Source organism: Halomonas sp. LES1 (assembly GCF_031846005.1).
Classification (GTDB): Bacteria; Pseudomonadota; Gammaproteobacteria; order Pseudomonadales; family Halomonadaceae; genus Halomonas.
This window is the reverse complement of record NZ_JAVRGC010000006.1, coordinates 85,569-109,127: the sequence shown is the minus strand read 5'-3', so window position 1 is coordinate 109,127 and position 23,559 is coordinate 85,569. Positions and strand designations below refer to the sequence as shown.

Genomic DNA, 23,559 nt, shown 5'->3' with positions numbered 1-23,559 from the left:
CCCTATGACGCAGGATGGAAAAGACGTTCCTCAACTTTCGTTGTTCCCACAAGGATTTCCCTCATGACCGACCTGGCTGCCTTCCCCATCACACGCAAGTGGCCTGCCCGGCATCCCGAGCGCCTGCAGCTCTATTCGCTGCCCACGCCCAATGGGGTCAAGGTATCGATCATGCTGGAGGAGACCGGCCTGCCCTACGAGGCGCACCGGGTCAGCTTCGATGGCGATGATCAACGCTCCCCCGAGTTCCTGTCGCTGAATCCCAACGGCAAGATCCCGGCTATCCTCGACCCCGACGGCCCGGAGGGCAAGCCGCTGCCGCTGTTTGAATCGGGGGCGATCCTGGTCTATCTCGCCGACAAGACCGGGCAACTCATGCCCGAGCTCCCCCATGATCGCTATCAGGCCCTGCAGTGGCTGATGTTCCAGATGGGCGGCATTGGCCCGATGTTCGGCCAGGTGGGGTTCTTCCACAAGTTCGCCGGCCGGGAGATCGAGGACAAGCGCCCGCGGGATCGCTATGTAGGCGAATCCCGGCGCCTGCTGGGCGTGCTGGACCGGCAGCTGGCGGGGCGTGACTGGTTGCTGGGCGAGGCCTTCTCGATCGCCGACATCGCGATCTTGCCCTGGGTGCGCAACCTTGGCGGCTTCTACGAGGCGGGGGAGCTGGTGGGTATCGACGACTTCCCGCAGGTCAATCGCGTGCTGGCCGCCTTCCTGGCGCGCCCCGCCGTGCAACGTGGGCTGACGATTCCAGCAGAGTGATGGCGCCCCCTTCGAGGCGCGCTCGCGCTTCAAGTAGCGGCTGCCTTCCTCCTGGCGCCGATATGCGACGCCCTCACCCCCCGCCGCTCAAGGCCTTCGCCCGCTCCCGGCGATAGGCCTCCACGTGCTCGGTCGGGTCGGCGGGAAAGCGGCCGAGCTCGACGGCCAGCTCGAAGAAGCCCGCCCGGGGCAGCTCGCCGCGGCGGCTGACCACCAGGGCGGCGATCAGTGGGCGGCCAGCGGCCACGTCCTCGCGCATCAATGCCTCGAGGGCCAGGGCGACGCGCTGGATGGTGCGCGGCGGTGAAAGACCCAGCGCCTCGGCGGCCTGCTGGTAGGTTATCGGCAGCTGCTCGGCGGGCAGGCGCTCGAGCAGGGCGCGCAGGCGCGGCGGCAGGTCGGGGTCGTGCATCGTCGGGGGCCTGGGTGTCGAGGGCCTGGGTGTCGAGGGCCTGGGTGTCGAGGGCCTGGGTGTCGAGGACATGGCGTCGGCTCAGCGCAGGGCCTCGCCGATCTCCCGCTCGCCGTCGAGCAGCACGAACTCGCGGTCGACCAGCTCTCGTGCCTTGAGCAGGTGCAACAGGGCATGGGCGACGTTGGCGCGTGACACCTGGTTCTCGCCGCCGGTTTCCGCGAGCGAGGTGGCCACCCGCTCGGAGGCTGGCACGTCGGTGAGCCGGCCCGGCTTGAGGATCAGGTGGGGCACGCCGGCAATGCGCAGGTGAGCATCGGCGGCGAACTTGGCCGCCATGTAGGGGCGCAGCTTCTCCGGGGCCTCCATGGGGTTCTCGGCCCGCATGGCACTGACCATCAGGAAACGCTCGATGCCCTGCTCTTGGGCGATATCCACGCTGCGGATGGCCGCGTAGAGGTCGATCAGCAGGGTCTTGTCGGGGCCGGTATGCGGGCCCGACCCGGCGGTGAAGATCACCTGGTCGCAACCGTCGAAGGCATGACGGAAGTCACCCTCCAGGTCGGCGATGACCGTTTCGATGCCGCGCTCTTCGAACCAGGGCTGCTGGGCCGTGTCGCGGATCATCGCCTTGATGGGCTCGCCGGCGGCCTTCGACAGCTCACAGAACTGCCGGCCGATCTGGCCGTTGGCACCGATCACCAGGGTCGTCATGGGCTCTCCTCGGGTAGCGTGAGGTGGACTGAAAAGCGTTCGATGATAAGGGCGTGTCCTCTCCCCTGCATGCGGGCGCGTCCGACGGGAATCAAGGTGGACCCGCCTGCCCGGCATCCGGACCTGTCGCACCGACGACGCCACCGGGCAGAATCTCGGTATGGCATCGCTTCCTTCGCATCCACCTGAGCTGTACCGTAGACGACATAAAATCGCAATCACAGGATGACTCACCCATGCCGACGAGACACCCTCCACTTCCCGACTCTCGCCTCTGGCGTTTCACCCTCGTGCTGGTCATGGCGGTGCTGCTGACGGGCTGCGGCGTCAACAACATCCCCACCTATGACGAACAGGTGAAGTCGGCCTGGGCCCAGGTGGAAAACCAGTACCAGCGGCGCGCGGACCTGGTGCCCAACCTGGTCGAGACGGTCAAGGGCTTTGCCCGACAGGAGCAGGAGACCCTGACCGCCGTGGTGGAGGCTCGTGCCGAGGCGACCTCCATCCAGATCGACGCCGAGTCGCTGGACGACCCCCAGAAGATGCGCCAGTTCGAACAGGCCCAGCAGCAGCTGACCGGTGCGCTGAGCCGGCTGATGGCGGTCTCCGAGCGTTACCCCGAGCTGAAGTCGAATCAGAACTTCCTGAGCCTGCAGTCACAGCTGGAAGGCACCGAGAACCGCATCGCCGTGGCGCGACGCGATTACATCACCGCCGTAGAGCGCTACAACACCGAGATCCGCACCTTCCCCGGCCGCCTCTGGCACAGCGTGCTTTACAGCGACATGGAGATTCGCGAAAGCTTCGAAGCCACGACCGACAATGCGGACCAGGCCCCACAGGTGGAGTTTGAATGAGTCATCTTCTGCGCATTCCGCTACTGGCGCTGCTGCTGACGGCGACCCTTGCTCTTCAGGCACAAGGCCTCCAGGCCCAGGAGATCGACTTCCCTGAACTGACCGGGCGCGTGGTGGACCGAGCCGAGCTGCTGGACCCGGCCACCGAAACACGCCTGAGCGAGCGCCTCGCGGCCCACGAGGAAGCCACCACCGAGCAGCTGGTGGTGGCCACCTTGCCCGACCTGCAGGGCGTCACCATCGAGGAGTATGGCTATCAACTGGGCCGCCACTGGGGCATCGGCCAGGAGGAAAAGGACAACGGCGCCCTGCTGATCGTGGCGCCCAACGAGCGCAAGGTACGCATCGAGGTCGGCTATGGCCTCGAGGGTCGCCTGACCGACGCCCAGTCCTCGGCGATCATCAACCAGACCCTGACGCCGGCCTTTCGCGAGGGTGACTACGCCCGCGGGATCAGCGAAGGCGTGGCGGCGATGATCCGGGTGCTAGGGGGCGAGCCCATGGATACCCGCGCCACTTCCGGCACCACTTCCGGCATCACTTCCGGCACCCCAGCCGACGAGCAGGGCCCGCAGGGGCCGGCATCGATCCTCTTCTTCGTGATGTTCGTGATCGTCATGAGCCTGGTACGTGGTGGTCGCGGCGGCTTGCTGGCCGGCCTGCTACTCGGCGGTGCGCTGGGTGGCGGATCCCGCGGAGGCGGCGGCTTCGGCGACGGGGGTGGTTTCGGCGGTGGCGGTGGCGGCTTCGGTGGCGGCGGCGCGTCCGGCGGCTGGTAACTCCCCCTACCGGTGGCGACACCGACAGGACAATCAGGATTCGGAGATCACGATCCCCATGGCTTTATTGAGTGAAGACGAGCAGCGCCGGGTAACCGAGGCAATTCAGCGGGTCGAACGCGACACCGATGCCGAGCTGGTGACGGTACTGGCGCCGAAGGCGGACAACTACGCCTATATCCCGCTGCTCTGGGCGGGCCTGCTGGCCCTGGTAGTGCCCGGGGCGGTCAACTACTTTCCCGGCTGGTTCTCGGCCTGGGAACTGACTCTGGTGCAGTGGGCCACCTTTATCGTGCTGGGCCTGGTATTCCGCCATCCCGCCATCACCACCCGAATGATCCCGCGCGCGGTTCGCCACTGGCGGGCGGCCAACCTCGCCCGGCGGCAGTTCCTGGAACAGAACCTCCACCATACCGAGGGGGGAACGGGGATGCTGATCTTCGTCTCGGAAGCCGAGCGCTATGTGGAGATCCTGGTCGACCGTGGCATCTCGGCGCGTATCTCTGACGAGGCCTGGCAGTCCATCGTGGCGGCATTCACCCGGCGGGTAAAGGAGGGCGAGACGCTGCAGGGCTTCCTCGAGTGCATCGAGGCCTGCGGCGAGCATCTCAAGGAGCAGGTGCCGGCCACCCACGAGCGCAACGAGCTGCCCAACCATCTGATCGTGCTGGAGTGACCGGCTAGCGGGTGCGGACTGGAGGCGGCCGCAGCGCCTAGTTAGTGGCGCAGAGCCCCTTCCAGTCCTCGAGGTCGAGCTCGGGGCGCTCGGCGCGGAAGCGGGCGTAGAGCTCGATGCCTTGCGAATCCTCGAGAATATCGACCCGCACGCCCCGGCTCTGGAGCAGCGCTTCGGTGCCCGAGGCATTGGTGACATCGCCCACCACGACCCGGCTGAAGCCGCGCATGCTGACCAGCGTGGCACAGATCTCGCAGGGGCTCAGCGAGGTGAAGAGCGTGGTGCGGCTGAAGTCGATTCGCCCGGCATCACGGATGGCGGAGGTCTCGCCATGGTGGTAGGGGTGATTCTCCTGCACCAGGGTATTGTGCCCCTTGCCGACGATGCGCCGGGTGGCGTTGTCGATGATCAGCGCCCCGATGGGGCAGCCGCCCTCATCGAAGCTCTTCTGCGCCAGCAGCACGGCGATACGCATGAAGTCGGCATCGGTGAGGCGGCGGGCGAAGCCCTCATCCATCAGCACCGGCAGGCTGGCGGTGGGCATATGGGCGATGGCGGCACGCGCCGCCTGGGTCACTTCCGTGCGGGTGTCGAGCAGCGTTTGCATGACGGTCACCTCATCTCGAAGCCGCGCTTGACCAGGAAGTCACGCATATGGGGGCGCAGCTTGGTATCGAACAGCGGAGTCAGGTTCTGTGACCAGGTGATGTCCTTGGGACCGCCCTTACGGGACTGGTAGTAGGCGTGCATGGCATCGTCGTAGGCCGCTACCAGCTCGCTGTCATCCTGGTAGCCATCCTCCTTGAGGATCGCCTCCACCGGCAGACGCGGCTTCACGTCGGGGTCGTGGGCCGGGTAGCCGAGGCACATGCCGAACACCGGATAGACATGCTCGGGCAGGTCCAGCAGATCGCTGATCTGCTGAGGGTTGTTGCGAATGCCGCCGATATAGCAGATACCCAGCCCTTCCGACTCGGCGGCCACGGCCATGTTCTGGGCCATCAGCGCGGTATCCACGCTGGCCACCAGCAGCTGCTCGGTCATGCCGCGCACCACCCGCGCCCCGGTGCGTTCGGCGGCATCGGTGGGACGCTTCATGTCGGCACAGAACACCAGGAAGGCCCCACAGGTGGCGATATAGCGCTGACCGCCGGCCAGTTCGGCGATCGCCTCGCGATTCTCCGGCTTCTTCACATGGATAATGCTGTAGGCCTGCACATGACTGGAGGTGGCCGCGGCCTGGCCGGCACTCACCAGCTCCTCCAGCAGCTCCCGGGAAACCGGCTGGTCGGTGAACTTGCGGATGGAGCGGTGGGACTTGAGCAGCTCGATGGTTGGGTTCATGAGTCCTCTCTGCTGATGTCACGTATGACGAGTGGCTTAATAAACGCCGAGTGGCTTAATAGACGCATTGTTCCACGATACGAGCTCCCCTTGTACCGCCTTTCCCCGCCTCGCTTTTCAGCGACGGCGGCGCCGGCTAGGGTGAGGCCTCCCAAGGCGACCATCTCGAGGCCCTGCATGCAACGCATTCTACTCGTCGACAATGGCTCCCTTCGCCCCCAGGCCGTGCTCAACCTGCGCCGCCTGGCCAGCGCCCTGGCCGCGGCAACCGGGGAGCCGGTGGAAGCCGCCTCGCTGCTGCACTCCCACAAGGTCCCGGCCGAGCAGCTGGAGGGCGAGCCGGCGGCGACGCTGGGCCCGCTGGCCGAGCGTCTGGCGGCGGAGGGGGTAACCGAGCTGGTGATCGTGCCCTTCTTCTTCGGCCCCAGCCAGGCGCTGACCCGCTATCTGCCGGAGCGCCTGGCACAAGTGCAGGAAAGGTACCCGAACCTCGGCATCAAGGTAACGGCGCCGCTGGTGGACACCCTCTCGGGGCTCGACCTGCGCCTGGCCCGGCTGCTGGCCGATAACGTGCGTGAGGTCATGGCGCGCCGGACGATGAGCGAAAGCCAGCCGCCGAAGGTGGTGCTGGTCGACCATGGCAGCCCGATGCCCGAGGTCACCGCGGTGCGCAACTATGTGGCCGGGCAGCTCGGCGTGCTGCTGGCCGACGAGGCCGACTGCGTCACCTATGCCTCCATGGAGCGCCGGGATGGCGATGCGTATCGCTTCAATGAGCCGCTGCTGGCCGACCTGCTCGCCGCGAAGGCGCTGGCCGGCAGCGAGGTGATTCTTGCCATGCTGTTTCTCTCCCCGGGGCGCCATGCCGGCGAGGGCGGCGATATCGCCGAGATCTGCGACCAGGCCATGGCCGCCTCCCCCGGCCTGCGCGTGGCCACCACACGCCTGGTGGGTGAGCACGCCGGCATCCTCGAGATCCTCGCCAGCCGCGTGGCCCAGGGACTATCGGGAGATGGGCTGCTTGTGGAACTGCCGGCCATGGGCAAGGCGACCCGATCCCGGTAGCATGGCCGCCCCCCACCATCGACGAGGTGACAACGTGAACCCCGAGGACCTGCTGACCCTGGTCAGGCTGCGCATGCCCTTCGGCAAGTACCAGGGGTCGCTGCTCGCCGACCTGCCGGGGCCCTACCTGGCGTGGTTTGCCCGGGAGGGCTTCCCGGACAGCGAGCTTGGGCGCCTGCTCGCGCTGATGCACGAGATCGACCACAACGGCCTGGGCGGCTTGCTCGAGCCGCTGCGCGGCACCTGACCCGTAGAGATCCCTTATGCTGAAAATTTCCAACAGCGTGGAGCTTGGCGACTGGGAGATCGAGTTGAATGCGATTCGCTCCCAGGGCGCCGGCGGTCAGAACGTCAACAAGGTGGCCACGGCGATCCATCTACGCTTCGATATCCAGCGCTCCAGCCTGCCCGCCTTCTACAAGGAGCGGCTGCTGGCGCTCGGCGACCAGCGCATCAATCAGGAGGGTGTGGTGGTCATCAAGGCCCAGCGCTTTCGCACCCAGGAGCAGAACCGCGAGGATGCCCTGGCTCGGCTGCGCGAACTGATCCGTGAGGCGGTGAAACAGCACAAGGTGCGCAAGCCCACCCGGCCGACCCGCGGCTCCCAGCGTCGCCGGGTGGACAACAAGACCCGCAAGGGCAAGACCAAGGCCCTGCGGGGCAAGGTGAAGGTGTAACGTTAGGCCCCGTTCAAGCCTCGTAGGCGGCCTTGAGGCGATAGAACTCGGCGACGATCTCGTCCATGGCCTCGGCGTCGTAGTCACACAGACCACTGACCACCAGCTTCTTGGAGCCTGTCCCCACCTGCTCGCCTTCGGACTGGATGCTGAACTCGAGCAGGGTGTCGCCACGCTTGCCATTGACCTCCAGCGAGGAGTCGAGCAGCTCGAGTAATGGCGTCAGACCCTCGAGGCGCTCCAGACAGAAGCCCATGCTGTCGTAGATCACCAGCGGCCGGCGCGGATTGAACATCACGCCCTTCTCTTCCATCAGCGGCTTGAGGTAGTGCGGAAAGTTCTTGCCCGAGAACGAGACATAGCAGCGGGTGAAGGCCTCCACTATTGCCTCGTCGTGGGTGGTCGCCCCGCTGCGTGAGACCTCCAGATAGGACTTGCCGGCGTCGTCACAAACGCGAATCTGTCCGTCGGCATGCTCCTGGAAAACCAGTGGAACGCCGTCACCCACCATGCTGAGGAAACGAAACTCCATGCGCTGTGAGAGGCCAAAACGCGCCAGCACCAGGGCGAACAGCAGGTCCCCGGGTACACAGAAGCGGCGTGCCTCCGGGTTATGAATCGGGTTGTAATCGCCGGCGACTCCCTTGGCGAATCGACTGGCCTGCTCCGCCGTGATGGTGAGACGGTCCCCTGCCAGCGTATGAAATTCATCGAGAAACATGCGTCACTGCCTGCGTCGTTGGCGATCCGAAAGCGGCCGGCGGCTGCCGGATGGCAGATGATGCCATAAAACGAGCCAGGAGGGAGGCCGAGGTCGTCTGAATGCACCACTACTCCTTTGGTGGTAAGGCTTTGCGCCTATATTGCGCTGCACTACAGGTGTTAGAATATGCGCGCTTTCTCACCCTTCCCACGAACCTCGTTTTCGGAATCCAACGCCATGTCATCCTACGGATACCCCACCCTACGGCCCCGGCAACCCGCCTGGTGGTCGGGATGTCTCGTGCTTGTCTGTCTACTGTTCAGCCCCGCCGCCTTCGCGGTGACCGGCGAGCTGGATCTCACCAGCTCCGTGGTCGGTGTTATCGCCGTGAGCATTTTCGTCCTCGCCTATGCGCTCGTCATGGGCGAGGAGAAGCTGCACATGCGCAAGTCCAAGCCGGTGCTGGTTGCCGCCGGTATCATCTGGGCGCTGATCGGCTGGGTCTATGTGCAGGCCGGCATGCCCACCGAGGCCGAGCACGCCTTCCGCGAGACCCTGCTCGAATTCACCGAGCTGATGCTCTTCCTGCTGGTGGCGATGACCTACATCAATGCCCTGGATGAGCGCCGCGCCTTCGACGTTCTGCGCAGCTGGATGGTGCGCAAGGGCTTCACCTATCGTCAGCTGTTCTGGATCACCGGCAGCCTGGCCTTCGTGATCTCGCCCATCGCCGACAACCTGACCACCGCGCTGCTGATGTGCGCCGTGGTGACCAAGGTAGCCGAGGGCGACAAGCGCTTTATCAACCTGGCCTGCGTCAACATCGTGGTGGCGGCCAACGCCGGCGGTGCCTTCAGCCCCTTCGGCGATATCACCACCCTGATGGTATGGCAGGCCGGCATGATCCAGTTCCAGGAGTTCTTCGTGCTGCTGGCCCCCTCGCTGGTCAATTTCCTGATCCCGGCGGTGGTGATGACCCTGTTCATCAAGAACCGCAAGCCGGACAGCCTCGAGGAAGAGGTCTGGCTCAAGCGAGGTGCACGCCGCATCGTGCTGCTGTTCCTGTTCACCGTGGCCACCGCGGTGGCCTCTCATACCTTCCTGCATCTGCCGCCGGTCCTGGGCATGATGACAGGCCTCGGCTACCTGCAGTTCTTCGGTTACTTCCTGCGTCGCACCCTGCCCCGCTCGCTGGAGAAGAAGCGCACCCGCTACGCCCGCCGCGGCGACGACAAGAAGCTCGCCCAGCTGGGTAGCGTGGTGCCCTTCGATGTCTTCAACCGCGTCGCCCGCGCCGAGTGGGACACCCTGCTGTTCTTCTACGGCGTGGTGATGTGTGTGGGCGGCCTGGGTTACATGGGCTACCTGAGCATGCTCTCCGAGGCGCTCTACACCGGCTGGGATGCCACCTGGGCCAACATCGCCCTGGGCCTGATCTCGGCGGTGGTCGACAATATCCCGGTGATGTTCGCGGTGCTGACCATGGAGCCGGAGATGTCCCACGGCCACTGGCTGCTGATCACCCTCACCGCCGGCGTCGGTGGCAGCCTGCTCTCCATCGGCTCGGCGGCCGGCGTGGCGCTGATGGGCCAGGCCCGCGGCTACTACACCTTCATGGGCCATCTGCGCTGGGCCCCGGTGATCGCGCTGGGCTACATCGCCAGCATTGCCGTTCACCTGTGGATCAATGCCGAAAGCTTCCAGGTCTTCGGCTAAGCCCCCCGCCCGGCGGCACCGCCGCCGGGCAGCCGCGTTGAGGCGATCGCTTTACATCCTCTTCACGTCATGTAGCTTAATACGTTGAAGCCTGCCCCGGACCTCCGCGGCATTCAGCGCCCTACCCGCCCCATGACGTGACAAGAGTTCCCTTGCAGATGACACTCCTCAGCCATCTCGCCTCGCTGCCGTTTCGCGATGCCACTCGATCCGAGGGCGTGACATGGCGTGGCTGAAGGCTGCCCTGCTGTTCTGTCTGATTGCCCTGGCGGGAGGGAGAGCCATTGCCAGCGAGCAGACGATCCTGCTGGTTGCCCACGGCGATGTCACCACCCAGCATCTCACACGGGATACCACGCGAGGCATCTTCGCCATGCGTCAGCGCACCTGGCCTGATGGCCAGGCTGTACGGGTGTTCGTGCTGCCCAACAACCATCCGGTCCATGAGCGCTTCGTCAAGCAGCGCCTGACCGTCTATCCCCATCAACTGCAGCTGGCGTGGGACCGCATGGTCTTCTCCGGTACCGGCCAGGCGCCGGATCGTGTGAGACACCAGGCCGAGATGGTCGAGCGTATCGCCACCACCCCCGGCGCAATAGGCTATCTGGAAAGGGAGTACCTGGATGAACGTGTCCAAGTCATTTCGATGGATTGAAAGACACCTCGCGCCTCTGCTGGTGACGGCCCTGACGAGCCTGTCGGGACAGGCACTGGCCGACAATGGCGTGCTGGACACTCTGCAGATGCATGGTTTTCTGAGTCAGGCTCTGGTGATCACCGATGACAACAACTTCTTCGGCCCCAGCAGCGAAGGCGAGGGGAGTTTTGAATTCACCGAGATCGGCGCCAACGTCTCGCTCCGTCCCCATGAGAATGTATTAATTGCCGCACAGGCACTGAGTCGACGCGCCGGTGGAGACGGGGACGACGCCCGCCCCGTCCTGGACTACGGTATTATCGACTATCAGGTGCTGTCGAACCAGCAGCGCACTTTCGGCGTACAGGTCGGTCGTTTCAAGAACCCCTTCGGCTTCTATAACCAGACGCGTGATGTGGCGTTTACTCGCCCGAGCATTCTGCTTCCTCAGTCCATCTACTTCGACCGAACCCGATCCCTGGGCCTCTCGGCAGATGGCGCCAGCATTTACGCTGAAGAACGCTTCGATAGCGGCGTAGTCCGATTTAAAGGCGGCGTGGGCACACCCACCACTCGAGATTTGGGCACGCAACTCTTCCCGCCCAGCCTTAACAGTGAAGTAAATGGAGACACATCATCGATTGCGCAGATACTTTACGAACATAGCAACGGTCGTTTTAACGCAGCGGTAAGCACTGCAGACGTAAACCTTGATATCAACCTAGGTCCTAGCAGCGGAAAACTTAACTTCCAGCCGTGGATATTATCCTTACAATATGACACGGGGAGCTGGGCAGTAACTAGTGAATATGCGATTCGCAACCTTGAGCTTAAAGGTAGTGGCTCAATGCGCGAATCGGACCTCACTGGTGAAAGTTGGTATGTTCAATATTCAAAGCGCTTCCATGATGACTGGCAGTGGCTACTTCGTTACGACAGGCTGATCCGAGACAAAGACGACCGATCGGGAAAGAAATACGAAGAGCAGGGCCTAGGCCCCGCACACTCACGATTTGCCGAAGACATCACCATAGGCTTGCAATGGAACGTGAATCCACGCGCCCTTCTCGCGGCCGAATATCATCACATTGATGGTACTGGATGGTTACCACTTCAGGACAACCCGGATAGCTCAAAAACAGAGCGCTACTGGAGCATGCTACTGTTTCAATTCTCGTTGCGTTTCTGACGACCCCATACTCCAGACCTGGACTCCATAGAGATGACTGTTCCTTCATCCCTGCAGCTCCGTCATCGACTCAGTCTGACATGGCGCGTCATTGCCCTGAGCAGTCTATTGCTGGTCTGCCTCGTGGTGCTGTTCACCTGGCTTGGACATCAGAACCTGACGAATCAGTTCCAGGAGAGCCGCAACGAGGATCATGAACGCCAGCAGCGCATGATTCGCCTCGCCCTCCAGCGCTCAGCCGAGAATCTTCGCCAGCTGGCAGGGTTGACCGCGGCCACACCGCACCTGGGCCTCTCGCTCGAGGCTGGCAATACAGACGATATCGACAGGGCGTTGGCCTCCCAGTGGCCAACCCTGCAACTCGAAGCTGGCGTAGACGAGATATGGGTCGCGGACACCCAAGGGCGGCTCCTGGGTCACTGGGGCTCCAGTCGAGAAGAGGACAGCCCTCCGATCCATGCCTGGGTACAACAAGTCATAAGCACGGAAATGCCCCTCACACGGCTTAGTTGCACGAGGAACTGCCAACAGGTAGCCGCCGTTCCGATACTGGTGGAGGGTAAAAGCGTCGGCCTGGTCGTGCTCTCCCGCTCGCTGGCCGATGTGACCCGCCAGATCAGGGAGGTCTCCAACGCCGAGGTTGCCTTGCTGGTCACGGGCCCGCGGGAGGATCAGGAGCTGACCGAGGGGCGCAAGCTTGCGCCCTGGGACGGTTACCTGTTGGCGCTGACACGCCAGAAAGAGAGCCTGCCCCTGCTGCAGCGGGCCTCGCACCTCAGCCCCATCAGTGACCTGCTTCAGCACCCTGTGCAGCTGCAGGACCGGGGGCGAGACCTCGGGCTTAGTGCGGTAAGAATGAACGAGGACACCAGCGGTGGCGGTAACGGCTACTTCCTGCTGATCTCCGATATCTCCTCGCAGATCCAAGCCATCAACCAGGACACACATACCCTGATGGGAGCCGGCCTGATCGGCTGGCTGGCCGCCGAACTGATGCTGCTGCTGATCCTGCTGCGCCCCATGGCACGCCTGCGTCGTATCGCCGGCGTACTCCCAACGCTTGCCAACGGCTGCTTCGACGATGTCAGAGCCGCGATTCCCGCGACCCACTATCGGCTACCAGACGAAATCGACGTGCTGGAAGGCACCACCCTGGCACTCTCTCGCCAGCTCGAGATACTTGAAGTGGAGGTTCAGGAGCGCGGCGACCAATTAGCACAACGCGTCGATGAGCTGGCCAAGGAACGAGACTTCGTCAACAGCCTGCTGGACACCGCCCGTGTCTTCATCATTGCCCAGGACAGCCGGGGGCGGATCACCCTGGTCAACGATTACACTCGAACAATGCTCAACCTCGACGACGCCTCTCTCCTGGGTCGCCATTTCGTCGACTTGTTCGAGGCCGGTCGCCCCTCGCCGGTAAACAACGTCGATATTCCGCAGCAGGAAGAGCGGAGCCTACATATCTCCGGGCAGCGTCCGTACACCATCGCCTGGTACCATGCCCCCCTGCCCTCGGGCGGCGACGAGGGCAAGTCACGAATCTCGGTGGGGCTCGATATCACCAAGCGCAAGGCCGCAGAGGCGCGCCTGACCTGGCTGGCCGAACGCGACCCCCTGACCAAGCTCTATAACCGACGCTACTTCCAGGACGCCCTACAGATGGCGCTCTCGCGCGAGTCGCAAGGTGCAGTGCTGCTACTGGATCTCGACCAGTTCAAGGAGGTCAACGAGCTGAGCGGCCACCATGTCGGTGACCGTCTGCTGCGCGAGGTGGCCAACACTCTCTTGCGAAACCTGGGGCATCGCGGGGCTATCGCCCGCCTGGGAGGCGACGAGTTCTCGCTACTGCTGGAGCATGCCGATGCGGACCAGGCGATTCAGGTTGCCCAGCACATCGACCAGCTGCTCGATAACCTGGGATTCACTGCCACAGGACGACGCCATCGGGTGACCGCCAGCATCGGCATTGCCCTGTATCCCACGCACGGCACGACACCAGCCGACATGATGGCCAGCGCCGACGTGGCCATGTACAAGGCCAAGGAGAGTGGCGTCCAGCAGTGGCACCTGCTCTCGCACTCCGAGAATGCCAAGGACGAATTGCAGGAGCGGGTGCACTGGGTCGAGTGTGTGCGTAGTGCCCTGGCAGAGGACAGCTTCGAACTGATGGTACAACCGATCATGCGGCTGGAGGATCACGACGTAAAACACTACGAGGTTCTACTGCGCATGCGCGATGCCGACGGTAGCCTGATCTCCCCTGCGGCGTTCATTCCTATCGCGGAGCGCAGCGGCCAGATCGTGAAGATCGATCGCTGGGTACTGCGCCACAGCCTGCGGGCGCTCAACCAACTGCAGGAACAAGGCATCTCTCTGGCGGTCAATCTGTCCGGACAGTCGTTGCACGATGTTGGGCTGAAGCAGTATCTGGCCGAGGAACTGGCCGCCAGCGGAGCCGACCCTCATTATCTTATCCTGGAGGTCACCGAGACCGCCGCCGTGACCGACTTTTCCACGGCACGTGGTGTCCTTCAGGCACTACGCGACCTCGGGTGTCGAACCGCCCTGGATGACTTCGGGGTAGGGTTCAGCAGCTTCCACTACCTGGGGCAACTGCCGGTGGACTATATCAAGATCGACGGGTCTTTCATTCGCAGCCTCCTGATCAGCCAGGAGAGCCGAGTCATCGTCCAGGCCATTGCCGATATTGCCGCCGGGTTCGGCAAGCAGGCTATCGCCGAATTCGTCGACCAGGAGGCTCTCCTGCCGATACTGAAGTCCTACGGCATCTCCTACGGACAAGGCTTCCACCTGGGCAGGCCATCACTGCTTAGAGAAACATTCAAGACCACACAGCATGCCTCGCAGGGCGAGCCAAAAGGAGATAGTCGGTGAAAGGTGTCACAACAAAAAACCAGAAAATGGTCATGTCCCACTCCTCTGGTAGCGGTATCGGCATCAACCCCGACCAGCTCTTCGATAACTTTAGCTTAATAATAGCTCATACTGCCTCGCAAAAAGAGCGTGCCTTCTCTCTCCGTCATGCGGTTTTCCATGAGGAACTTCACTATGATATAGGAGAGAAAACAAACAGCCCAATAGAAAAGGACGCGTATGACCATAACTCTATACTATGCCTGCTTCAACACAAGGAAAGCAATATAGATGCAGGCTGCTTGAGGGTGGTCACCATAGACAACAACCCCAACCATCCGGTTAACAACCTGCCACTTGAAGAGTACAGTGGAGACAGCTTAGAAGGCTCCGACTTTCATCCAGCCTTTTATCCAAAAAACCAGCTTTGCGAGGTTTCCAGGCTTGCCGTTCATCCAGGCTTCAGAAAAAAAACCTCCCCCCCCACGGGAACAATAGGCGAGGATATAAGCAATATTGTCTCTAAAAACAACGGAAATCAGACTGCATTAATAAGCTTGAGTCTATTTCTTGCCGCAACCGCCATCGTAGGAATTTCAGGACGCCGACATGTCTTTGCCATGATGGAGCCGAGATTTAACAGATTGCTAAAACTCTCGGGGCTTCGTTTTCAAAAAGCGGGAGAAACCATTGATCACTGCGGATTGAGAGCGGCGTATTATATCGATCAGAAGCAGGCAGAAAGCGACCTCCCAGACAGCATCAAACCTCTGTATACGCGAATAAAAAGCTGCCTGGAGCAGCAGCTTAGCCTTCACGATCGCGACAAGGTCAGGGCCCATGGCCTTTACCAGGAAGTGTAGGGCTTCGCCTGCAAGCCCTGAATTCAAGCAACAGGTGCCCGCCTGGTTGGTCGCTGCCCCAGTGGCCGAGGCGCTGAGGCCGACGCACGGCATGAGTCCGATCACGGCGATGACGATGCTCGCCGAACTGGACATCACCCTCTTCGGCTCGCCCCGTCAACTGATGGCCTACCCGGGCCTGGGAGGCAAACCAGAACCAATCTTTAGAGGGCCGGCCAGGCAGGCCCCGTATACAGTCGCCCTTGCCACCCAAGCACCATGATCGCCAGCACATTGCGGTGCTCGCCCCCCTCCAGGTCGGTGCTGCCGTCCGGCGAGGGAATCATGCCGCTGGCGGGGTCCACCGCCGCGGCCAGGGCATCGCGTACCCGGTCCACAAGAGGGTGCCCCTCGCGGCCCGCGAGCAGGAAGCTCAGCGCCACCTCCGCCTGGATATCCTCGGTGGCATCGCGCATGATCCGCTCGGACTGTTCCGAGAAGGCTTCGAGTATCCAGGCATACGCCTCGGCATCCACCTCCTGCTGGTAGTAACGGCTGGCGCCAATGACGAAATGTGTCAGCCCGTAGAGCCAGTTGCGATACTCGGCGGTCGACAGGAGCGCCAGAGTGTCCGGGGGATAGCGCCGCCGGAAGGCGGCCTCCACCTCCCGGCGCAGATCCATCACGCCGAGCTGGTGAAGGAAGTGCACCTGATTGGCGACCTGGGCGGCATAGACCTCCAGCACTTCAGCGTCCGTCAGGAACGCCTCCCAGGCTAGATCTTCCAGATAGTCCAGCGCCCGCTCATGGCCGGGAACCTCGTCCAGCATGCCGTGGTAGTGCGCCTGCACCAGTCGGAACAGCAGCCCCTTGGCATAGGCGAACTCGCCCCACCGGGTGAACATCTCGGCCCGGGCACGCTGTTTTGCGGTGCGCCGCGGGTACCCCTCGACGCTCTCTCTGGCGAGCCGTTCGATCTGCCCTGGCACTGCGAGCTCGGCAATCTCGGCCTCCAGGCGCCCCGCCAGGTGCAGCATATACTCACGGTTGGCCGGCAGGTAACGCTCCTCGCCGGTCACTCGGTAGAGGCGCTGGGCGTAGTGGCGGCGCTTGCCGCCGGAGAGTTCGGGGAGCACGGCTTCATAGGTCGCCCGGATTCGCTCCGCCGCCAGCCGGTGGCGTTCGGCCGGGCCGGCATCGGGCTGCTGCACGGCACAGGCCGAAAGCTGCAGCGCCAGCACACAGAGGGCAAGCCATGACAGCTGCCGCGCGTGGAGGCTGGGCAGGGGCAGGCTCATGAGCGATTCTTCCTGCGCCGTGACTGCTCGGGACGAATCATGCGGACTCTTACCTTGGGCCGTGGTGGCTCGGCAGGCGGTGCCGGCGGCTCGCCCTTGGCGACCGGCGGAGATGGCTCGGGAGTTCTAGGGATCTCCACCCAGGCGAAGGTCGGCAGTGCCAGATGCCAGTGAATGGCGGCCAGACGGATGCCGAGAGTCGTCAGCAGCGACAGGGCAATGGCCAGGGGGCCGGGAGCCCCGAACGCATCCAGACTCACATAGGCGGTTCCACCGGCGATCGCCGCGGTGGCGTAGATCTCCTCACGCAGCACCATGGGCACACGGCGCGCCAGCACATCGCGCACCATGCCGCCGGCCACCCCGGTCATCATCCCCATCAGTACGGCCACCAGCCCCGACGTCCCCATCTGGAGCGCCTTGTGGGCACCGATCACCACGAACAGCGCCAGCCCGAAGGCATCGGCCACCGGCAGGAAGCCGCGCGAGAGGCGGTGGATATAGTGGAACCCGAGGATGGCGAGGGCCACCGTGGCCAGGATGACCCACAGGTAGGTCGGGTCGGTGACCCAGAATACCGGCCGTACACCGAGCACGAGGTCGCGCAGGGTGCCTCCACCGATACCGGTCACGGCGGCCAGCACCAGCATGCCGAAGGGGTCCATGCTCTTGCGGCAGGCCAGCACCACCCCCGACAACGCAAAGACAATGACTCCCGCCAGGTCCAGCCAGTAGATCAACTCACTCACGGTATGCCCTCTCCCGCTGGTCCGGCCTCAAATGGCCGCACAGCATAGACCATGTCACACGACTCCGAAGGAGTCAGCCTCCTCCTGTGCCGAATCGGGCCAGCTGCATCTCCCGCAATCGGCTGAGGGTGCGCCGGAAGGGAAAGGCCAGGTGCCCCTGGGGATAGAGCCGCTCCATGGCTACCTCCGCCTCCAGATAGAGCGGCGTACGCCTGTCATAGCACTCATCGACCAGGGCGATGAAGCGCCGCACGCCATCGTCCCGGCGCGTCAGTGGTGGCAGCTCACGATCTCCCGCCTCGACACGGCTGACCCCATCCTCGGTTCCCCTGGCGATGCCTCTTATCGGAGGCGCCTCACTCAGGCGGGGCACGTCATCGAGCAGGATATGCGCGAAGCGGTCGACCAGTTCGATGAAGTCCAGCGCCGCCAGGGGTTGCTCGCAGAGCTCCGTATAGCCGCACCAGACGACCGAGTCGCTGCGCCCACGCACCGCGATGGTGCGATGTCCCAGCTCGATGGGGGCCTGGGTCGTCTGCTCGCCGGCCGTCAGCTCGTCGAAGAGAGTGGGCAGCGCCCTGGGACTTCCGCTCTCGACGACCCAGTAGCGCTGATGGCGGCGCCCGGGATGCAGGCGATGGTCCTGGCCCTCGCCGAGATCGACGGTACGCATATGGCGCTCGATGGCGGCAATGGCGGGCAGGAAGCGCTCGCGATTGAAGCCGTCGGCATACAGCTGATAAGGCGCCTGATTGGAGGTGCAGACCAGCACGACACCCTGCTCGAAGAGTGCCGTCAGGAGACCGCCAAGCAGCATGGCATCGGCGATATCGTTGACGAAAAGCTCGTCGAGGCAGAGCACGCGTATCTCGGCCGCCAGCTCCAGGGCCAGGGCGACCAGCGGGTCCGGGGTGCCGCCGAGCTGGAACTGTCGACGATGCACCCAGCGCATGAAGTGGTGGAAGTGCTGCCGTCGAGCGGGCACGCGAAGGCCCTGATGGAAGGCGTCCATCAGCCAGGTCTTGCCGCGCCCCACCGGTCCCCACAGATAGACGCCCGACACCCGGGCCGCCGGTGCCGCGTCATGCACGACATCGAAGCAGGCCTCGAGGGCCTCGGCGGCGAGCCGCTGATACCTGTCCTCGACGAATCCCTGGTGGGCCAGGGCATGCCGATAGGCAGCCAACGGCGTGCTCGTCACGGGCGGCTGGCGGGACGCCTCATCACTCAGCGTCTCATCAGCCAAGGCCTCATTACGCCTCGACTCCGTCACGCCCCCTCCAGCTGGAAGGGGTAGACGCTGCCGATACCCAGCAGCCGGCTGAGTTCGTCGAGTGCGGTCAGTGTCTCCCTGGCCAGGGCAGGATCGGCGAGATCCTCGGGGGTCAGGCGGTCGCGGTAGTGACGCTTCACCCAGCCCACCAGCTCGGCATGCAACCCGTCATCGAGCAGCACAAGGCCGGAGAGCGCGGCACGCTCCTCGGCCGCCAGCACCACCCGCAGGCGCAGGCAGGCGGGGCCACCACCGTTACGCATGCTCTGCTTGACGTCCTTGACCACCACCTCGCCGATGGGGTTGGCCCCCGCCAGCAGATGGTCCTGCAGGGTACGCCAGACACTCTCGTTCTCCCGACACTCGCCGGGCACCACCAGGGTCATGGAGCCATCCGCATTGGAGAGCAGCTGGGAGTTGAAGAGATACGACCCCACCGCATCCTCGAGACTCACCGCTTCCCGGGGGATTCGCAGGGGAATCAGCGGCGTGCTCATGCGCTCGCGCAGCGCCTCCAGGGTGCCCTCCTCGTCCAGGAAGGCCATCTCGTGGTAGAGCAGCACCGGCCCGTTGCCCACCGCGATCACATCGTTGTGGAAGACCCCGGCGTCGATGGCCCCGGGGTGCTGCTGGGCGAATACCGTCTGCGCCGCGGAGAGGCCATGCTGGCGCGCCACCGCCTGGCTCGCCTCCAGGGTCTGACGCGCCGGAAAGCGTCGGGGCGCCGGGTTCTCCTGATGGCCCCAGCCGAAGGCGGTGCGGCCATAGACGTAGAGATGCACTCCCGCCTCGCCATGCTCCCCGGCCAGGCGGGTATGGTTGGCCGCCCCCTCGTCGGAGAAGGCCGGGGTGGCGGGCAGCACCGGATGGTGGGCGAAGCGTGCCGGGTCGCGGAAGATCGCCGCCAGCACGCGCCCGGTGGTGGCGGGCTCGAGATAGCGGTGGAAGCTCGACTGCAGGTTGGCCGGGGTGAAGTGCACGCGGCCATCGGGGGCATCCCGGCTGGGCGTCACGGTGGCGGCGTTGGCGGTCCACATGCTCGCGGCGGAGCATACCGCGCGCAGGAGCTGCGGCGCCTCGCCGGCGGCCCGTGCCAGCACCTGCTCATCACTGCCGCTAAAGCCCAGCGTTCGCAACGCACCCAGGTCCGGGCGCTGCTGGGGCGGCAGCACTCCCTGGGGGTAGCCGGCGTCCATCAACGCCTTCATCTTGGCCAGCCCCTGCAGGGCGCCCTCCCTGGGGTTGGCCTCCAGGCCTCCATGGCGCATCGATGCCACATTGCCCAGCGCCAGGCCGGCATAGTTGTGGGTCGGGCCCACCAGGCCGTCGAAATTGACCTCACGGTAATCCGTGAGACCCTGCTCTGTCTTCAGGTTCTCGTTCACAGGCTCACTCCCGGGGGCAGCTGGTCGGGCAGGTGCAGGTCTTCGCTCTCCATGGAGGCCACCGGATAGGCGCAGTAGTCCGCCGCGTAGTAGGCACTCGGCCGATGGTTGCCGCTATCCCCCACCCCGCCGAAGGGAGCATCGCCGGAGGCGCCGGTGGTCTGGCGGTTCCAGTTGACGATGCCCGCTCGAATGCGCAGCAGGAAGTCATCCCAGTCGGCGGGCGTTCCACCGACCAGTCCGGCGGAGAGCCCGTAGCGAGTGGCATTGGCCAGCTCCAGCGCCTCGTCCCAGCGACGGTAACGGTGCACCCGCAGCAGCGGGCCGAAGTGCTCCTCGTCGGGCACTTCCAGGCCGGTGACATCGATCAGCGCCGGGCTGAGCAGGCTGGTGCCCTCCTCGAGTCGCTCCATGCGCGCCAGCACCGTGCCACCCTGCGCCTCCAGGGCCGCCTGGGCCGCCAGCAGGCCATCGGCGGCGGCCACGCTGACCAGGCCGCCGTAGAAGGGGGCCGGTTCGCTGAAGGGGGCGGCGACCCGCAACCGCGAGATGGCATCCACCAGCGCCTCGACAAGGCGGTCGCCCACCTCCCCCTCGGGCACGATCAGGCGACGCGCGCAGGTGCAACGCTGGCCGCCGGAGAGAAAGGCCGACTGCAGGATGGTCAGCACCGCGGCATCCTGGTCGGGCACGTCCCGGACCACTAGCGGATTGTTGCCACCCAGCTCCAGCGCCAGGATCTTGTCCAGCTGGCCGGCGAACTGACGGTGCAGGATCCCCCCCACCTTGGCGCTGCCGGTGAACAGCAGGCCATCGATACCGGGGTGGGCGGCCAGTGCCTGACCGGTCTCCGCTCCGCCCTGCACCAGGTTGATCACCCCGGCCGGCAGGCCCGCCTCCTGCCAGCACTGCAGGGTCAGGTCGGCGGTCAGCGGCGACTGCTCGCTGGGCTTGAACACGACACTGTTGCCGGCCAGCAGCGCCGGCACCATATGGCCATTAGGCAGATGCCCCGGGAAGTTATAGGGACCGAACACCGCCATCACCCCATGGGGCCGATGACGCAGCACGGCACGCGCCTCTCCCAGGTCACGCTCGCGCTGACCGGTACGTTCCTGACAGGCACGCAGCGAGATCGCCACCTTGCCAATCATGGCACCCACCTCGGTGCGCGCCTCCCACAGCGGCTTGCCGGTCTCGTGGGCGATGGCCGCCGCGAGATCCTCGCGGTGGCTCTCCAGCACCTCCCGGAAACGCTCCACCAGCGCCTGGCGCTCGGCGAAGGAGGTCCTGGCCCAGGCCGGGAAGGCCTCGCGTGCCGCATCCACCGCGGCGGCGACGTCCTCGGCACTGGCACCTCCCCCCTGCCACAGTCGTTCCCCCGTTACCCCGTCCAGCTTGGTAAAGGGCGCAGCGGCGCCCTCGCGCCAGCGTTCACCGATCAGCAGCGACTGGGTCGGCTTCATGATGCATCCTCCTCGGTATCCAGGATTCGCAGAGTCGCGCCTGCCTCCACCTCGAGGCGGGCCGCCTCGGCGGCGGTCAGGTGCAGCGTGCCATCTGCATCGGGGCCGCGCCCCACCCAGGCGGCACGGAAGTGGGCCATCTCGGTCGTCGCGGCCAGCCAGCGCGGACGCTCGCCCGCCTCGCTCAGGCCAGGGTCGATCTCCGCCACACAGCGTCGTGACAGGCGCACTCCCCGCACGTCATCGAGATAGGCCTCAACGGTAGGCCCCCCGTCGAAGATGTCGATATAGCCCTCCCAGCGCAGCCCCTCCTTGTTGAGCATGGCCAGGGCCGGTCGGGTCTGCTCGTGAACCTTGCCGATGCAGTCCCGCGCCTCGTCGGAGAGGAAGGGAGTGTAGATCGGGTACTTGGGCATCAGCTCCCCGATAAAGCTCTTCTGGCCCAGCCCGGTCAGGCGGTCGGCCTCGTCGAAATCCATGGGGAAGAAGTGGCTGCCCAGGCAGTGCCAGAAGGGACTCTTGCCCTGCTCGTCGAAGACGCCGCGCATCTCCGCGAGCACCTTGTCGGGAAAGCGGTCGCGAAACTCCGCCATGAACAGCCAGCGCACCATGGAGAGCAGGGCGCCATTGCGCTCGGCGCGACGGTCGCCGCCGCGATAGGCGGGACGCAGGAACAGCGAGGCCACCTCGGCGTCGCCGGTGTGATCCGAACACAGGAACAGGGTGTCGATGGTGCGATGCAGGTCGAGCTGCACCGATGAGTGGGCCAGGGTGCCCAGACGATAGTGATAGAAGGGCGTCTCGCGGCCCACCTCGCCCTCGATGGCACAGCAGCCGGCGAGTTGACCGCTGACCTCATCCTCGAGCACGAAGAAGTAGTTGCGACGCCCGGGGGGCGTACGCTCCAGGAAGGTGTCGGTGGTGGCGGCAATCTTGGCGGCCAGAAAGTCGCGGTTGTCGGGCAGCGACGTGAAGCCGACGCCGGTCTCCCGGGCCAGCGCCTGGAGCTCTTCCAGGTCACCCTCGGCGATGGGTCGAATACGCATTACAGCTCCCCCTCGTCATAGCCCGGGTCATGAGCCTCGGTAGCCGGGTCCTCGCCGCCGGGCAGGGAAAGCGGCGCGGCCAGCACCGCGCGCCCCTCCTCCACGCCCAGCACCTCGGCATGCTCCGGCGAGAGCATCAGCTGGCCGGTGGGGGATAGCGCATAGCGCGCGACCACACAGCGGAAGTCGGCCAGACGCTGGTTGGCGACCATGGCCGGCTCGGCGTCGGGCAGGGTGTGGGCGGGACGGATTCGCACCGGATGCCAGGCGGCGCGCCGAAAGCTCTGCAGGCGCTCCCGCTCGGCCTTGATCACCGGACCGGCGTCGAAGATATCGACATGTCGGGAGCGCTGGAATCCCTCGCCCAGCATCTCCGCCAGGGCCACCTCGTGGTCGGGATGCTCGCGGCCGATGGCGGCCCGCGCCTGGGGCGTGAGCAGCGACAGATAAAGCGGAAACTGCGGCATCACCTCGGCGATAAAACTCTTCGAGCGAATCCCGGCCAGGGTATTGATCTCCTCATAGTCCCGCACGAAGAAGTGGCGCCCCACGCTGTTCCAGAAGGGCGACTCCCCATCCGCGTCCAGATAACCCGGGAAGGCCATGGCCAGTAGTGTGGCGAAGCGCTCGGGATACTGAGCGATCAGCATCAGGCGTGCTCGGCGCAACAGGCTCTCGGCGCTGGTACCGCGGTAGCGCGGCGCCAGCGAGTAGGCACACAGCAGGCTCGCCTCCGAGACCTCGTGGGATAGCGCCAGGGTCTGCACCTCACGACGCACGTTGAGCTGCTGGGAGGCGTGGATCAGCGTCTCCTGGCGATAGGTGTAGTAGGCATCCTGGGCGCCGGCCTGGGCCCGCACGGTGGCGGTACCCACCACCTCGCCACGAACCAGGTCCTCGAGCACGAAGGTGTAGTGCTCGTCACCGGGGCACTCCACCGACTTGGCAAAGGCCTGACGCGAGCGCGCGATACGCTCCTCGAGACGGTCGCGATGGACCGGGAGGTTGGTAAGCCGCGGCACGGCGCCCCCCGCCAGCCGCTCCAGGGCGGGCAGGTCGGCCGCGGCGATAGGACGCACGACGAGCATG

At 64.8% G+C, this 23,559-nt stretch carries 25 protein-coding genes; 13 read left to right on the top strand and 12 right to left on the bottom strand.

The window, feature by feature from the left end; all coding sequences use genetic code 11:
* Window positions 1-63: 63 nt before the first annotated feature.
* Window positions 64-765: a glutathione S-transferase N-terminal domain-containing protein gene (locus tag RM463_RS13365; protein ID WP_195689880.1), complete on the top strand. Its 702-nt coding sequence runs from the start codon at window positions 64-66 to the stop codon at window positions 763-765.
* Window positions 766-838: 73 nt separating this feature from the next.
* Here the strand turns inward: RM463_RS13365 and RM463_RS13360 are convergent, their stop codons facing one another.
* Together RM463_RS13360 and RM463_RS13355 are read right to left on the bottom strand one after the other, a co-directional pair.
* Complete coding sequence (locus RM463_RS13360; protein ID WP_195689879.1) at window positions 839-1,177, bottom strand: hypothetical protein; 339 nt, start codon at window positions 1,175-1,177, stop codon at window positions 839-841.
* Between the two features lie 81 nt (window positions 1,178-1,258).
* Complete coding sequence (locus tag RM463_RS13355) at window positions 1,259-1,891, bottom strand: SDR family oxidoreductase (RefSeq protein ID WP_195689878.1); 633 nt, start codon at window positions 1,889-1,891, stop codon at window positions 1,259-1,261.
* 236 nt (window positions 1,892-2,127) lie between these two features.
* Here RM463_RS13355 and RM463_RS13350 point away from each other — a divergent pair, with 236 nt between their 5' ends.
* Genes RM463_RS13350 through RM463_RS13340 form a run of 3 tightly spaced genes read left to right on the top strand, consistent with a single transcriptional unit; the run spans window position 2,128 to window position 4,203 of the window.
* On the top strand, window positions 2,128-2,748 hold the full coding sequence (locus RM463_RS13350; protein WP_195689877.1) for a LemA family protein: 621 nt from the start codon (window positions 2,128-2,130) through the stop codon (window positions 2,746-2,748).
* On the top strand, window positions 2,745-3,527 hold the full coding sequence (locus tag RM463_RS13345; RefSeq protein ID WP_311430268.1) for a TPM domain-containing protein: 783 nt from the start codon (window positions 2,745-2,747) through the stop codon (window positions 3,525-3,527). The genes RM463_RS13350 and RM463_RS13345 overlap by 4 nt, the downstream gene beginning before the upstream one ends.
* 58 nt (window positions 3,528-3,585) lie before the next feature.
* Window positions 3,586-4,203 carry a TPM domain-containing protein gene (locus RM463_RS13340; RefSeq protein ID WP_311430267.1) on the top strand — a complete coding sequence of 206 codons (618 nt, stop codon included), beginning with the start codon at window positions 3,586-3,588 and terminating at the stop codon, window positions 4,201-4,203.
* Window positions 4,204-4,240: 37 nt separating this feature from the next.
* On the opposite strand, the gene RM463_RS13335 is transcribed toward RM463_RS13340, so the two are convergent.
* Together RM463_RS13335 and nfsA are read right to left on the bottom strand one after the other, a co-directional pair.
* Entirely contained in the window at window positions 4,241-4,810 is a 570-nt protein-coding gene (locus tag RM463_RS13335) for a nucleoside deaminase (RefSeq protein ID WP_195689874.1), read from the bottom strand.
* Between the two features lie 5 nt (window positions 4,811-4,815).
* Window positions 4,816-5,547 (bottom strand): oxygen-insensitive NADPH nitroreductase, encoded by a 732-nt coding sequence (gene nfsA / locus RM463_RS13330; protein WP_195689873.1) that lies wholly within the window; start codon window positions 5,545-5,547, stop codon window positions 4,816-4,818.
* Between the two features lie 177 nt (window positions 5,548-5,724).
* Here nfsA and RM463_RS13325 point away from each other — a divergent pair, with 177 nt between their 5' ends.
* Genes RM463_RS13325 through arfB form a run of 3 tightly spaced genes read left to right on the top strand, consistent with a single transcriptional unit; the run spans window position 5,725 to window position 7,289 of the window.
* The gene (locus RM463_RS13325; protein WP_195689872.1) at window positions 5,725-6,612 is read left to right on the top strand and encodes a sirohydrochlorin chelatase; all 888 of its coding nucleotides are present in this window, start codon (window positions 5,725-5,727) and stop codon (window positions 6,610-6,612) included.
* 34 nt (window positions 6,613-6,646) lie between these two features.
* Window positions 6,647-6,859 carry a DUF3820 family protein gene (locus RM463_RS13320; protein WP_195689871.1) on the top strand — a complete coding sequence of 71 codons (213 nt, stop codon included), beginning with the start codon at window positions 6,647-6,649 and terminating at the stop codon, window positions 6,857-6,859.
* Between the two features lie 16 nt (window positions 6,860-6,875).
* Window positions 6,876-7,289, top strand: coding sequence for an alternative ribosome rescue aminoacyl-tRNA hydrolase ArfB (gene arfB / locus RM463_RS13315; RefSeq protein ID WP_195689870.1), 414 nt, complete (start codon window positions 6,876-6,878; stop codon window positions 7,287-7,289).
* Between the two features lie 13 nt (window positions 7,290-7,302).
* On the opposite strand, the gene RM463_RS13310 is transcribed toward arfB, so the two are convergent.
* Entirely contained in the window at window positions 7,303-8,010 is a 708-nt protein-coding gene (locus RM463_RS13310; protein WP_195689869.1) for a DUF3581 family protein, read from the bottom strand.
* A 219-nt stretch (window positions 8,011-8,229) separates the two neighbouring features.
* Here RM463_RS13310 and nhaD point away from each other — a divergent pair, with 219 nt between their 5' ends.
* From nhaD to RM463_RS17525, 6 genes are all read left to right on the top strand, one after another.
* The gene (gene nhaD / locus RM463_RS13305; RefSeq protein ID WP_195689868.1) at window positions 8,230-9,708 is read left to right on the top strand and encodes a sodium:proton antiporter NhaD; all 1,479 of its coding nucleotides are present in this window, start codon (window positions 8,230-8,232) and stop codon (window positions 9,706-9,708) included.
* Between the two features lie 223 nt (window positions 9,709-9,931).
* Window positions 9,932-10,363 (top strand): hypothetical protein, encoded by a 432-nt coding sequence (locus RM463_RS13300; protein ID WP_195689867.1) that lies wholly within the window; start codon window positions 9,932-9,934, stop codon window positions 10,361-10,363.
* Window positions 10,332-11,534 carry an OprO/OprP family phosphate-selective porin gene (locus tag RM463_RS13295; protein ID WP_229333210.1) on the top strand — a complete coding sequence of 401 codons (1,203 nt, stop codon included), beginning with the start codon at window positions 10,332-10,334 and terminating at the stop codon, window positions 11,532-11,534. Before RM463_RS13300 ends, RM463_RS13295 begins: the two co-directional genes overlap by 32 nt.
* A 33-nt stretch (window positions 11,535-11,567) precedes the next feature.
* Window positions 11,568-14,432 (top strand): EAL domain-containing protein, encoded by a 2,865-nt coding sequence (locus RM463_RS13290; protein ID WP_311430266.1) that lies wholly within the window; start codon window positions 11,568-11,570, stop codon window positions 14,430-14,432.
* Entirely contained in the window at window positions 14,429-15,274 is an 846-nt protein-coding gene (locus RM463_RS13285) for a PEP-CTERM/exosortase system-associated acyltransferase (RefSeq protein WP_311430265.1), read from the top strand. The genes RM463_RS13290 and RM463_RS13285 overlap by 4 nt, the downstream gene beginning before the upstream one ends.
* Entirely contained in the window at window positions 15,252-15,536 is a 285-nt protein-coding gene (locus RM463_RS17525; protein ID WP_195689865.1) for a transposase, read from the top strand. The genes RM463_RS13285 and RM463_RS17525 overlap by 23 nt, the downstream gene beginning before the upstream one ends.
* Here RM463_RS17525 and RM463_RS13280 read toward each other — a convergent pair.
* The 7 genes from RM463_RS13280 to RM463_RS13250 all read right to left on the bottom strand — a co-directional run bounded on the left by RM463_RS13280 (window position 15,478) and on the right by RM463_RS13250 (window position 23,558).
* A complete protein-coding gene (locus tag RM463_RS13280) occupies window positions 15,478-16,551 on the bottom strand; it encodes a DUF3541 domain-containing protein (RefSeq protein ID WP_195689864.1) in 1,074 nt (357 codons plus the stop codon). The two genes, RM463_RS17525 and RM463_RS13280, sit on opposite strands and share 59 nt — an antisense overlap.
* The gene (locus tag RM463_RS13275) at window positions 16,548-17,300 is read right to left on the bottom strand and encodes a trimeric intracellular cation channel family protein (RefSeq protein ID WP_195689863.1); all 753 of its coding nucleotides are present in this window, start codon (window positions 17,298-17,300) and stop codon (window positions 16,548-16,550) included. Before RM463_RS13275 ends, RM463_RS13280 begins: the two co-directional genes overlap by 4 nt.
* Window positions 17,301-17,373: 73 nt before the next feature.
* Window positions 17,374-18,573: a cell division protein ZapE gene (gene zapE, locus RM463_RS13270; protein ID WP_311430264.1), complete on the bottom strand. Its 1,200-nt coding sequence runs from the start codon at window positions 18,571-18,573 to the stop codon at window positions 17,374-17,376.
* On the bottom strand, window positions 18,570-19,958 hold the full coding sequence (gene astB, locus RM463_RS13265) for an N-succinylarginine dihydrolase (protein WP_311430263.1): 1,389 nt from the start codon (window positions 19,956-19,958) through the stop codon (window positions 18,570-18,572). The genes zapE and astB overlap by 4 nt, the downstream gene beginning before the upstream one ends.
* Window positions 19,955-21,424: a succinylglutamate-semialdehyde dehydrogenase gene (astD, locus tag RM463_RS13260; RefSeq protein WP_195689862.1), complete on the bottom strand. Its 1,470-nt coding sequence runs from the start codon at window positions 21,422-21,424 to the stop codon at window positions 19,955-19,957. Before astD ends, astB begins: the two co-directional genes overlap by 4 nt.
* Complete coding sequence (astA, locus tag RM463_RS13255; RefSeq protein ID WP_195689861.1) at window positions 21,421-22,470, bottom strand: arginine N-succinyltransferase; 1,050 nt, start codon at window positions 22,468-22,470, stop codon at window positions 21,421-21,423. Before astA ends, astD begins: the two co-directional genes overlap by 4 nt.
* Window positions 22,470-23,558 carry an arginine N-succinyltransferase gene (locus tag RM463_RS13250; protein ID WP_195689860.1) on the bottom strand — a complete coding sequence of 363 codons (1,089 nt, stop codon included), beginning with the start codon at window positions 23,556-23,558 and terminating at the stop codon, window positions 22,470-22,472. The genes astA and RM463_RS13250 overlap by 1 nt, the downstream gene beginning before the upstream one ends.
* Between the last annotated feature and the right edge of the window lies 1 nt (window position 23,559).